At 60.5% G+C, this 11810-nt stretch carries 9 protein-coding genes; 1 reads left to right on the forward strand and 8 read right to left on the reverse strand.

Annotated features, from left to right (window positions below):
* The 6 genes from eno to K8U03_15270 form a co-directional block, all read right to left on the reverse strand.
* Window positions 1–1272, reverse strand: coding sequence for a phosphopyruvate hydratase (eno, locus tag K8U03_15245; GenBank protein ID MCE9606250.1), 1272 nt, complete (start codon window positions 1270–1272; stop codon window positions 1–3).
* Entirely contained in the window at window positions 1273–2322 is a 1050-nt protein-coding gene (locus K8U03_15250) for a phosphotransferase (protein MCE9606251.1), read from the reverse strand.
* Between the two features lie 145 nt (window positions 2323–2467).
* Window positions 2468–3187 (reverse strand): uracil-DNA glycosylase, encoded by a 720-nt coding sequence (locus K8U03_15255; protein ID MCE9606252.1) that lies wholly within the window; start codon window positions 3185–3187, stop codon window positions 2468–2470.
* A 9-nt stretch (window positions 3188–3196) separates the two neighbouring features.
* A complete protein-coding gene (gene acs, locus K8U03_15260) occupies window positions 3197–5152 on the reverse strand; it encodes an acetate--CoA ligase (protein ID MCE9606253.1) in 1956 nt (651 codons plus the stop codon).
* A gap of 283 nt (window positions 5153–5435) precedes the next feature.
* Complete coding sequence (locus tag K8U03_15265) at window positions 5436–6176, reverse strand: DUF1080 domain-containing protein (protein ID MCE9606254.1); 741 nt, start codon at window positions 6174–6176, stop codon at window positions 5436–5438.
* A 136-nt stretch (window positions 6177–6312) separates the two neighbouring features.
* Entirely contained in the window at window positions 6313–7482 is a 1170-nt protein-coding gene (locus tag K8U03_15270) for a 6-phosphofructokinase (protein ID MCE9606255.1), read from the reverse strand.
* A gap of 301 nt (window positions 7483–7783) precedes the next feature.
* Between K8U03_15270 and K8U03_15275 the strand changes: the two genes are divergently transcribed.
* Window positions 7784–8593 (forward strand): GDSL family lipase, encoded by an 810-nt coding sequence (locus tag K8U03_15275; GenBank protein ID MCE9606256.1) that lies wholly within the window; start codon window positions 7784–7786, stop codon window positions 8591–8593.
* Window positions 8594–8652: 59 nt separating this feature from the next.
* Here K8U03_15275 and lhgO read toward each other — a convergent pair whose 3' ends face one another.
* Both lhgO and K8U03_15285 read right to left on the reverse strand, forming a co-directional pair.
* Window positions 8653–9849 carry an L-2-hydroxyglutarate oxidase gene (gene lhgO, locus K8U03_15280; GenBank protein ID MCE9606257.1) on the reverse strand — a complete coding sequence of 399 codons (1197 nt, stop codon included), beginning with the start codon at window positions 9847–9849 and terminating at the stop codon, window positions 8653–8655.
* A gap of 35 nt (window positions 9850–9884) precedes the next feature.
* Window positions 9885–11801 carry a glycosyltransferase family 39 protein gene (locus K8U03_15285; protein ID MCE9606258.1) on the reverse strand — a complete coding sequence of 639 codons (1917 nt, stop codon included), beginning with the start codon at window positions 11799–11801 and terminating at the stop codon, window positions 9885–9887.
* Window positions 11802–11810: the final 9 nt, after the last annotated feature.

An 11810-nucleotide genomic window follows, 5' to 3' on the forward strand; every position in this document is an offset into this window, starting at 1 on the left:
TTAACGCCCCGGCCAGTCGATTACCGGCAGCTTCGTCTCGGCCTCGATCGCTAGCAGCCGGTTATATTTTGCGAGCCGCTCGCTTTGCGTGATCGAGCCGACCTTGATCTGATCGGCCCCCCAGCCGACCGCCAAGTCGGCCAGCCAGTCATCTTCCGTTTCTCCGCTTCGCGCGCTGACGGTCACACGCCAATTCGCCGCACGGGCGATTCGGAGCGCCTCGGCAGCTTCGCTGAGCGTACCGATCTGATTCACCTTCAAGAGCAGGGCATCTGCCGAGCCGGTTTCGATGGCGCGGCGAATCCGTTCGGGATTCGTGCAGAGGAAATCATCGCCGAGCGTGAGTGCCCGTCCGGTAAGTGCGCGCCGGAGCTCGGGCCAGTGGTCCCAGTCGTCTTCGGCGAGAGCATCTTCGAGGCTGACGATCGGGTACTTATCCAACCAACCGGCGACGAGGCCGATCATTTCGCTCGACGACAGGCTACGATCGTCGAACCGGTATCGGCCGGCTTCGTAGAAGTGGCTCGAGGCCACGTCGACGGCGATTGCGACATCGCTGTTCGGTGCGAAGCCTGCGCGATGGATGGCATCGACGGCGTCGACGAGCATCGCTTCGGTCGCAGGAAACGGCGGCGCAAGTCCCCCTTCGTCCGCCTTGAGTGCGCGAGCGCCGTACTTTTCGTGAGTGAGCTTCGCAGCTGCTTGATACACGGCATACACGACCGCCAACCCTTCGTCGATCGTCGGTGCTGTGGCCGGCACGACGAGTACGTCTTGAATACACACCTGCCCGCCGGCATGTTTGCCGCCGCTGAAGAGATTGATCGTCATTCGGGGCAACGTGCGCGGCTCGCTGCCGATCGCCTGGGCGAAGTAGCGGTAAAGCGGCAAGTGTTGCGCAGCGGCTTGAGCCCGCGCGAAGGCCATGGAGACCGCCAAAACGGCATTTGCCCCCAGGTTCGACTTGTTCGGAGTACCGTCGAGCGCTAGCAGTTCGTCGTCGAGTTGGCGTTGCGTCTCGAACGATCGACCTGCGAGTCGGTCATGGATCGGGCCGCAGACGTTCGCGACCGCTTTACGGCAGCCGAGACCACCGTAGCGCTGCTGGTCGCCGTCGCGCAGTTCGAGCATCTCCGCTTTTCCGGTCGATGCTCCGCTCGGTATCGAAGCGGCGCCGGTAGCGCCGTCGGCGAACGTGCAGGAGGCCCACACCGTCGGTCGGCCTCGGCTATCGAGAATCTCGCGGGCCGCGATTTGCCGGATCTTCGCCATTTATTCCCTTTCGATTTCTTCCAAAAAGCGGTCGACCAGATCGAACACGTCGGCCGGCGGATCGGCGATCAGCTGGACCACCGCTTCCCGCTGCCGACTTCGCTCTTCGGTGCTGAGATATTCCAGCGGAGAGCGACCGACGACCCGAGCCAAGAGGCAGCCGAGTGTGTGACGCACGCAACGCTCGACCGGCATGACTTTATCGATGCCGAAGAAGCGGCCGATGATCGAGTAGTTGTCCCAAAACACAATCGCACCATCGGCGAATTCATCGCGCTGCTTCGGCAGGTGATGCGCTTTGCTCAACAGGTGGGTGAGCGCGAAACCGACATCGAATGCCGGGTCGCCGAAGTGGATGACTTCGTGATCGAGCAGTACGAGTCTCTTGTTTCGGACGAGCACGTTTTTCGGACTGTAGTCGCCATGTACGAGCGTGAGCTGCTGCGCTCGAGTATCGGCGATGAGTTGCGCATAAAACTCGGCTGCACGCGCTTCGGCCACGGCACTGACTTCGTAATACGGATGCAGCCGGAGCGACTCGAAGAACGTGCGATCACCGAACAACGGGAGCAGTTCATCGCGCCTCGCAAAGCTCTTTCCATGGATTCCGCCGAGCAGCAGGCCGAAATCTTTGATCAAATCGAGACCGACTTCGCCCCGCAGCAACATCGACTTCCAGTTCTCATGGGGCTCGGGCACCGCTTCCATCGCCAAGACATGATGTCGCTCGTCGTCGAAGATCAGCTTCGGAATCGCGCCGGCCGGAGCAAGCTCGCCGAGCACTTGCATGCCGAGTGCTTCACGATGCACGCGACTCGGGTCGCTGAACCAATCGCCGGGGACGCGGAGCTTCGCGAGCGATTGCTTCAAGACCCAGGCTCGGCCGTCGGCAAACGTGGCGAGCACGGTGCGACTGGAGACCCCGCCGACTAAGACCTTGTGTGATGTGAGTTCTCCCGCGCGCATCCAGTCGGCAGTGAGGAGATACGTTTCCAACACAGTGCGGCATTCGATATCGAGTTCAGCAATGTCGTCGTTCGGATCGTTCATGCGAGCATTCTAGCGAAGTGCGACCAAAGTAGCAGGCACGTTCCACGTGCCGTCCGCCACGAAACTCATTGCGGCGCGATACGGCTTCTTTACAAAACGATGCGTGTGGCTACGGCACGTGGAACGTGCCTGCAACGTTGGCCTGCTACTTTGCGGCCAGTCGCTTGGCTTCGGTGAGCACGTCGATCAGCATCGCGTGCGTGAGTACGCCGGTAAACGTGTTCTGCTGACTCGGGTGGTAGCAGCCGACGAGGCAGCGCCCGTCGACAAGCGGTGCGATGGCGCCGTGTCCGAACTTCGGGTTGCGGATCGGCCTGCCCGGCGCGGAGGGGACGAGCAGGTCGCGAGTTTTCAATTCGCGCACCGTCGCATTCCAGGCGATTTGCCCGAGTGCGAGAAAGACTCGCACCGGCAAGAGTTCGATGGTACGCGACATCCATTCGCGGCAGTTTGCCGTTTCCTCGACCGTAGGTTTGTTATCCGGCGGCGCACAGTGGCAAACGGCCGTGACCGCGCAGTCGTGTAATGCAAGACCGTCTTCGCGAGCAGTGGAAGTCGGTTGATTCGCGAGTCCGACTTCGTGCATTGCTCGAAAGAGAAAGTCGCCGCTCCGATCACCGGTGAAGACTCGGCCCGTCCGGTTGGCGCCATGCGCGGCTGGGGCCAGGCCGACGATCAGAATTCGAGCCCGCACGTCGCCGAAATTCGGCACCGGCAAGCCCCAGTATTCCTCTTCGCGATGCGCCGCCTTCCGTTCCGCCGCCACGCGCAAGCAATAATCGCGTAGCCGCGGGCATCGATCGCAATCGACGATCGAACGATTGAGTCGCTCCCAATCGCCGTGCGAAGAACGTTGCCGTGCCATGGACGGCACTTAGTCTTCGTCTGCCCGGAGCTTCGCCATGACGGTGAAATCTTCGAGCGTGCTCGTGTCGCCGGTCGATTCCTTGCCGGCCGCGATGTCTCGCAGCAAACGTCGCATGATCTTGCCGCTGCGGGTCTTCGGGAGCGACGTCGTGAAGCGAATGTCATCCGGTTGGGCCAGCGCCCCGATTTCCTTGCGGACGTGCTTCTTCAACTCCGCACGAAGGGCATCGTTCGGCTCCCCCTTGCGAATCACGACGAACACCGCGACCGCTTCGCCCTTGATCGGATCGGGGCGACCGACCGCCGCCGCTTCCGCCACCGAGGGATGGCTAACCAACGCACTTTCGATTTCGATCGTGCTGAGGCGATGGCCCGAGACGTTGAGAACGTCGTCGATGCGCCCCATGATCCAGTAGTAGCCGTCGGTGTCGCAGCGGGAGTTGTCGCCGGCGAGATAATGGCCTGCGACTTTCGACCAGTACGTTTCCTTATAGCGGGCATCGTCGCCCCAAATACCGCGCAGCATTCCCGGCCAAGGCTGAGCCATGACGAGCCACCCGCCACGGCCTGGCGCAACAGGATTGCCTTGCTCGTCGACGATCTTCGGCACGATCCCCGGCAGCGGCTTGGTGCAGCTTCCCGGCTTCGTCGCGATGACGCCGGGAAGCGGACTCATCATGATGCCGCCGGTTTCGGTTTGCCACCAAGTATCGACGATCGGGCAACGTCCGCCGCCGATCTTGTGGTGATACCACATCCAAGCTTCCGGATTGATCCCTTCTCCGACGGAGCCGAGCAAGCGCAGGCTGGAGAGGTCGTGCTTGTCGACCCATTCGTCGCCCCATTTGATGAACGAGCGGATCGCGGTCGGTGCGGTGTAGAAGATCGAAACTCGGTACTTCTCGATGATCTCCCAGAAGCGGCCTTCGTTCGGTGCGTTGGGAGCCCCTTCGTACATCAGAACCGTCGCGCCTGCCGTGAGCGGGCCATAGGTGATGTAGCTGTGGCCGGTCACCCAACCGCAGTCGGCAGTACACCAATAGACGTCTTCTTCGCGCAGATCGAAGACCCATTCGGTCGTCTTCTTGACGAACAAGTTGTAGCCGGCAGTCGTGTGCTTAATGCCTTTCGGCTTTCCGGTCGAGCCGGAGGTGTAAAGGATAAAGAGAGGATGTTCGCTGTCGAGCGGCTCGGCCGGGCAACGGGCATCGACCTCGGTCATAAGGTCGTGGTACCAGTAATCGCGATCGGCCTGCATGTGCGTTTCGATGCCGATGCGCTTCACAACGACGCAATGCTGCACGGTCGGCGATTTGGCGAGCGCAACATCGACATTGGTCTTCAGCGGCAGTTGCGAGCCGCGCCGCCAGCCGCCATCGGCCGTGATGACGAGCTTGGCCTTGGCGTCGTTGTTGCGATCGGCGATCGCTTCGCTGGAGAAGCCGCCGAAGATCACGGAATGGACGGCACCGATTCGGGCACAGGCCAACATCGCGATGACCAGTTCGGGGATCATCGGCATGTAGATCGAGACGACGTCTCCTTGCTTGATGCCAAGCTTCTTCAGGACGTTCGCAAACTTGCAAACCTCATGATGCAAGGTTTGATACGTGAAGATCCGCTGATCGCCCGGCTCCCCTTCCCAGATGAGCGCGGCTTTATTGGCACGCGGCGTCGTGAGATGCAAGTCGAGCGCGTTGTACGAGGCGTTCGTTTGGCCGCCGACGAACCACTTGGCGTCCGGCTCCTTCCAGTCGAGCACTTGGTCGAACGGCTTGAACCAATGCAGTTCTTTACCGAGCTTCCCCCAGAACCCAGAGGGATCGCGAGCCGCTTCGTTCCACATCGCCTCGTACTGCTCTTGCGAATTGATCCGGGCCTTCGCCGTGAACTCGGCGGAGGGAGGAAAGAGTCGCGTCTCTTGCATTACGGTGTCGACGCTTCCGGACGAAACTGCGGACATGCGAGGCTCCCAAGGAAGGCAATCGGAAAAAATCGGCTTGAATTCGGAACTTGTAGGACGGCTCGGATCGGGTAACGAACTAGAAGACAAAGGGCTCACGGCGGCAGCGAGAAATACGCTACCGCGCGGGCGAAACGAAGCTCTCGTCCCGATCGGAGGCCGCCGTTGAAAGCGGATCCGCGATTCTAAAGTGGGCGGAAAGCAGTGTCAAATACGCGAAAATCGCGAAAACAGGCGGAGTCAACCGCATGTCGCGAAGCTGCGCGGCTAACGAGGCCTGTGCCTACGGCAACTCTTTAACGTAGATGTTCTTGAAAAAGAGGACGTTGCCGTGGTTCTGGAGTTCGATGGTTCCCTTGGGATAGATCGGAGTCTTGCGATCCTTGTCCCAATAGTTTTCCATCACGACATCGTCGACGACGAGTTCGCCGTTGAGCTTTACGCACACACTATCGCCGACCATTTTGATCCAGAACGTGTTCCATTGGCCGATCGTTTTATCGGCGACCTTCGTCGGCTTGCTCGGATTCTTCGCGTTGTTGTAAATGCCGCCGGAGCCGATTCGCTCGTTCGATTTCTTGATTTGGAGGTCGGGATCCCAGATCTGAATCTGAGGGCTGCCGCGCAGATAGATGCCGCTGTCGCCGTCTTTTTCGATCTTCCAATCGACATAGAGTTCGAAGTTGCCGTAGTCCTTATCGGTGCAAAGGTTTTGCCCTTTGCCGTCGAACAGGATGACGCCGTCGACGGCCTTCCAATGTTGCTTGGCCGATTCGTCGCCGATTTTTTGCGCCGTGGCAAGCTCCTCAGGCGACGCAGCAAGCCGCTCCGGCATCGTCAGCCCGGTCGTCTTCGTCGGGTCTTTCGCTTGCGGCTTGAGCGGCAGGCCGCGCCAGTTGTCGAGATCCTTGCCGTTAAACAGCGCGACGAAGCCTTCCGGAGGTGTATTGTCGGCGGCAGAAGCGACGAACGGAAACGCCGCAAAGATACTTGCGAAGAAGAGCGTGGTGCGTGCGAACGACATGGCGTGAACTCCGGAGGGAAATCGAAGGCGGTGCGCAGGGCGAGCAATCGCGCAAAGCATAATCCCCCCTCCGACACGACGCAAACGATTCCACCGGCCCGGCGTAAAACCAATGATCCACCGCCGCCATGCCCTGTTAGAGCGCGGCGGTCAATTTCTTCTCATCCGTTTTGCCGACATCGGTCGAACGGGTCAGGGCGAAAGGGCTTCCCTTCCGGCGCGTATCGCCGAAGCTGATGCCCAACGCTCGCGCCGCCCGTACGGCCGAGCTATCCGGCTCGACAGTCCGGAGTTTCGCCACGGCGTCGGTAATCCAGACGCTGTCGATCGACGGCGGATTAAAGCACACCATCCGACCGAATTCGCCGCGATGGATCAAGTCTACGGCGAACGCTCCGAACTGCGTGGCGAGCACGCGATCGAACGTCGTCGGCGGGCCGCCGCGTTGCAAGTGGCCGAGCACGACGCAGCGCGTCTCGCGTCCGAGGCGCGATTGAATCTCGGCAGCGACGACGTTCCCGATTCCGCCGAGAGCGGCTTGGCTGTTTTCCTGAGCACCGGTTCTGGTAACGACGCCCCCTTGCGGCAGGTGAGCTCCTTCGGCAACGACGATGAGCGTGAATTTTTTTCCTTGATGATCCCGCTCGAGAATCTTTTGGCAGACCCCCTCGAAGGTCCAATCGATTTCCGGAAGGAGAATCACATCGCCGCCGCCGGCGATTCCGGCATGCAGGGCGATCCATCCGGCATGTCGGCCCATCACTTCGAGCACCATCACACGGTCGTGCGCCGCGGCCGTGGTGTGGAGACGATCCAGCGCATCGGTGGCGCAAGCAACCGCGCTATCGAAGCCGAACGTATAGGCCGTGGCCGAAAGGTCGTTGTCGATCGTTTTCGGAACTCCGACGACCGGAATTCCATGCTCGTGAAACTGTTGAGCGATCGAAAGGGAGCCGTCGCCGCCGATGCACACGATGCCGGACAAGTTCAATTGCTCGACCGTCGCCTGCACGCCGGCCAACAACTCCGGATCGAGTTCTTCGCGGTTGTCGACTCCCGATCGAGCGACGAAGCGCCCTTTGTTGGTCGAGCCGAGAATCGTGCCTCCCTGATTGAGAATGCCCGAGGTGTTTTTCGAGTTGAGTTGCTTGTAAGTGACGGGATCGACGAGCCCTTCATAACCGCGCAAGAAGCCGATGCATTCGTAGCCGAGTTGCTGCGAGCTTTTCACGGTGCCGCGAATAACCGCGTTGAGTCCCGGACAATCGCCGCCGCTGGTGAGAATGCCGATGCGCTTCGTGGTCATGACGATGTCCGCAGTTTGGAGGAAGAGATACGTGAGCCCGAACGTAGCGTTGCGCGAATTGCAACTTCTTAGGAACAGCCGTTATCGCGAAAGAAAGAACGATCGGTCGACCCACAAACGTAGGTCGCGCTTAAGTCGTAGGGTGTTAAGCGGGCGATGCAGCGGTCGTCGTGTGCGGAGGGCGAGGCCGCGAACGGTTGTCGGACGTACGGCTTATGCTGGACATGCCGGTCGGTCGTATTATGCTGGCGGCGAGTTCGGTAATGCAAATCTCTGGATTTATTCGGAAAGTGCCACGCCCATGAACGTCAGACTTAGGTTCGTTTCCGCTTTGTTCGGCCTAGCCGTCTCCTTCAGCGCGGCTCCGTTCGCGACGGCTCAAGCACCCGCGGTGCCGTCCGCACCGGTGATTCAGACGAAGCCGGCTCCTTCGGCCACGGCGAAGCCCGTCGAACCGCCGGAAGCGCCCGATGTTACGATCACACCCGTGTCGCGCGACGGCAAATGGATGATTCGGCATGAGCTGATTAACTCGCGCGCCGTTCCCGGCGAGGTCGACGTCATTTTCTTCGGCGACTCGATCACGCAAGGTTGGGAAGGAGACGGCAAGGAAGTATGGGCCAAGTATTACGGCTCGCGTAAGGCGATGAATGCCGGCATTAGCGGAGATAGGACGCAGCACGTTCTGTGGAGAATCGAAAACGGCAACATCAAAGGGATCACACCGAAGTTGGCGGTGTTGATGATCGGCACGAACAACTCCGGCAGAAACACGTCGGAGCAGATCGCCGACGGCATTAAGGCCATCGTCGCCAAGCTTCGAGAGAAGTTGCCGCAGACGAAAGTGCTTGTTCTCGCGGTGTTTCCTCGCGGTCCGGATGCAGCCAGTAAGTTGCGCATCGTGAACGAGAAAGCCAACGCCATCGTGAAGTCGCTCGACGACGGTAAGTCGATCTTTTATCTCGACATCGGCCCGCAATTCCTCAGCGCCGATGGTACGCTCGACAAGAAGATTATGTACGACCTGCTACATCTCACCCCGGAAGGCTACGAGATCTGGGCGAAGAGCATCGAGCCGAAAGTCGTCGAGCTGCTCGGGGAGAAAAAGTAGCAAGACCATGGCTCGATGTCGGCGAATCGCATTGAGCATGCGCCGACGTCGGCCGGTCTCTACGCATCGAACTCGAGGCGGTCCAAAATCGATAGTCCGATCTGTAGCGCACTCGTCGCTGCCGGTGATGGCGCATTGCAGACATTCACGACTCGCCCGAAGTTTTGGATGACGAAATCATCGACGATCGAGCCATCGTTCGCGACGGCTTGCGCCCGCACTCCCGCCGGAGCCGCCGTGAGCTGATCGCTCGTGATCTCGGGAATGAGCCGTTGCAAGGCCGCGACGAACGCTCCTTTGCTGAACGAACGCCGCATTTCGCCGAGGCCCGTGCGCCAATGCTTCGCCGCGAGTTTGCGAAACCCACGATACGCGAGCGTCTCGCCGAGGTCGCGGAGGTTGATGTCGCGCTTCCGATATCCTTCACGTGCGAACGCCAACACGGCGTTCGGTCCGCATTCCACTTTGCCGCTCGTCATCCTTGTGAAGTGGACTCCGAGAAACGGAAAGCTTGGGTCGGGCACCGGATAGATCAGATTTCTGCAGAGGTGCTTGGCCTCGGGCTTGAGCTCGTAATACTCGCCGCGAAACGGCACGATCTTCACTTCCGGCTCGCGCCCGCTCAGCCGTGTCGTCCGATCGGAATGCAGACCGGTGCAGTTCACGATGCGCGACGCCCGAAATTCACCGGCCGTCGTCGTTACCACAACGCCGTCGGTTTCTTGCCGCATCGCCGTGACCTTGGCCTGCGTCGTGAACTCGCCGCCGGCTTCTTGAATTCGCTCGACGAGCCGGCGGCAAACTCCGCGATAGTCGACGATGCCCGCCTCCGGCACATGGATCGCTCGAATCCCTGCGGTATACGGCTCGAGTTCGCAGAGCCGTTCGCGACCGATCATCTCGCATTGCACGCCGTTGGCTTGGCCGCGCTCGAAAATCCGTTGCAAGCCCGGCAACTCTTGCTCGCTACAGGCGACGATGACCTTGCCGCAAACGTCGTAAGCGACACCCTCGCGCTCGCAAAACTCTTCCATCAACTTTTTGCCGCTACGACAATTTAGCGCTCGCAACGAGCCCGGCTTGTAGTAGATTCCGGAGTGCAACACGCCGGAGTTGTGCCCCGTCTGATGAGCGGCGGGCCCGGCTTCTTTCTCCAGCACTCGAATCGTTCGTCCAGGAAAGCGCTGCGTGAATTGATACGCCGTGGAGAGCCCGACGATTCCTCCGCCGATCACGATCACATCGGATGTTTGCATGCGAGTTCCGAAAAAACAACTTCGGCGAATCGAGATCAGCGCAACAACAGCAAGCGATAGCGTCGCCGCTCGCCGTCGACATCGCTGTGCCACTCGCCGACGGTCGTCGGGCCGGTCGTGGGTCGGGCCGCCATCGCCGTGTCGGCCAGCGTCGACAGCGTGGCATCATAGCCGATCGTGCGGCTGCTTGCTCCGTCGTCGGCCTCGTTCTCGGCGAGAAAAAGATGGGTAAAACCCGCGGCTTTTAATCGCTGCTCGAACGGTGTCGCGTCGGCGAGCGTCGGGCGATTGTAGCCCGTATAGCGACGATAGATGTTCTCGCGCGTCCAACGAGGGTAGTAGTAAAACGCGCGTTGTTCTTGGCTCAGCACATGCGCATCGCTCGACAGATTGCGATTGATCCACGCGGCCGAATCGAACGTCGGCTCGCGACGCGCGAGAAACGCTTCCCGCGATTCCATTCCCGTCGCCACGGCGAATAGAGGGCGTGCTCTCACCATAGGAATCGTTGCAAGGCAGAGCAGCACGATTACGAAAGCCGAGCGTGCGATGCGTCGTGGCAACGGCGACCAGTTCGCCATCTCGCAGAGAGCCGCCATCGCGATGACGGAGAAGATCGGTACCAGCGGAAACAGAAACCGCACGTTTTGTCGTAACAGCACGCAGCCCATTCCGTAGAACGCCGCCGTGATCGCAAGCGGTCGCAATTCGCGGCGTCTGGAAGAAACGATCACGCAGGGGGCCAGCATCAGGAATAACGGCCCGAGTTGTTGCCCGCGCCCCCCGAATCGCTCGGGCTCCATCGTCATCGACCAAGGTGCTAAGAGCAGAGCCCCGAAGCCACGGCCGAGCGGCGTCTTCGATTCCGGGAAGGTCGACGGTGCTCCCTCGGTAAAGTGTGTGGAGAGAAACGGAAACACCGGATCGCCTCGATGATAGCCGGCTCGCAGGTACCAAGGTCCGGCGACGACCGCGGCCGCGGCAACCGCGACGCACGTACCTCGGATCCACTGCGGCCGGCTGGAAAGTCGCGCTCGCGCGATCGTCGCGAAAGCGAGAGTCGCAAGTACGCCCGCGAAGACGAGACCGGTGTACTTCACGGCCAACGCTCCGCCGACCATCAAGCCGAGCATCGTTAACGATGATTTTCGCGGCAACGAATCTCGATTCGGATCTTGCGCCGCGCGCAGCCAGGCGGTGAGCGCCAATGTCGTATAAAGCGAAAGCGCAACGTCGTTCAAGGGGGCGGTCATCTGATTGTTGATGCCGGGCGTAAGCAGCACGATGCAAGCCGCACCGGCGCTCCCGTTCCGTCCTAGCAGCGGCAAGGCCAGCACATAAGCAGCTCCTGCCAAAAGTGCGCCGCTGAACCAGTGCATCAGTTGAGCACCGCTTGCGCCATCGATCGCGAGCCCCCACAGAAACCACATCTCGGCGAGCAACGGAAACGTCGAGTTATCGTTGTCGCGATAGTAAGTCAGCGCATTATCAGCGAGAAACCGCTTCGGCAATTCCAAGTGATAACAAAGCGCATCGCCTGCGAGCGGGGGAGCGAGCGCCGCAACAAACGAAGCCGCAAGTGCGATACCGGCGCATCCTGCGACGAGCCTCCGCAAGTTCAAGGGGAGTGTATCGTCCAGCGTCCTCGCGACCGGTTGTTCGCTCCAAAAACGGCGAAGTTCGCTACGCATCCGAACGACGCCGAGCGTGGCGGCTACGAGCGTCAGCGCGACGATCCAGTTTTCGTATAGCATGCCGGCCAACCCGAGCAGCCCTAAAAACGTTCCCCACAGCAACAACCCTAATGCCGCTTCCCAGACGACCCGACCACGCCGCTCGCTCGCGATCGTAACACAGCAATAGGGGAGCGCGATGCTGCCGACCGACCATGCCGCCGTTGCGATCGTCGCGAAGGCGAGCACCGTACGAAGTTGCAGCAGCAGGGGAATCATGGCGTCGCT

The organism is Planctomycetia bacterium, from assembly GCA_021413845.1.
Taxonomy (GTDB): Bacteria; Planctomycetota; Planctomycetia; order Pirellulales; family PNKZ01; genus PNKZ01.

Coding starts and splice junctions, on each gene's coding strand:
- K8U03_15285 (MCE9606258.1), bottom strand. CDS start 11,801: ATGATTCCCCTGCTGCTGCAACTTCGTACGGTGCTCGCCTTCGCGACG.
- acs (MCE9606253.1), bottom strand. CDS start 5,152: ATGTCCGCAGTTTCGTCCGGAAGCGTCGACACCGTAATGCAAGAGACG.
- K8U03_15250 (MCE9606251.1), bottom strand. CDS start 2,322: ATGAACGATCCGAACGACGACATTGCTGAACTCGATATCGAATGCCGC.
- eno (MCE9606250.1), bottom strand. CDS start 1,272: ATGGCGAAGATCCGGCAAATCGCGGCCCGCGAGATTCTCGATAGCCGA.
- lhgO (MCE9606257.1), bottom strand. CDS start 9,849: ATGCAAACATCCGATGTGATCGTGATCGGCGGAGGAATCGTCGGGCTC.
- K8U03_15255 (MCE9606252.1), bottom strand. CDS start 3,187: ATGGCACGGCAACGTTCTTCGCACGGCGATTGGGAGCGACTCAATCGT.
- K8U03_15265 (MCE9606254.1), bottom strand. CDS start 6,176: ATGTCGTTCGCACGCACCACGCTCTTCTTCGCAAGTATCTTTGCGGCG.
- K8U03_15270 (MCE9606255.1), bottom strand. CDS start 7,482: ATGACCACGAAGCGCATCGGCATTCTCACCAGCGGCGGCGATTGTCCG.
- K8U03_15275 (MCE9606256.1), top strand. CDS start 7,784: ATGAACGTCAGACTTAGGTTCGTTTCCGCTTTGTTCGGCCTAGCCGTC.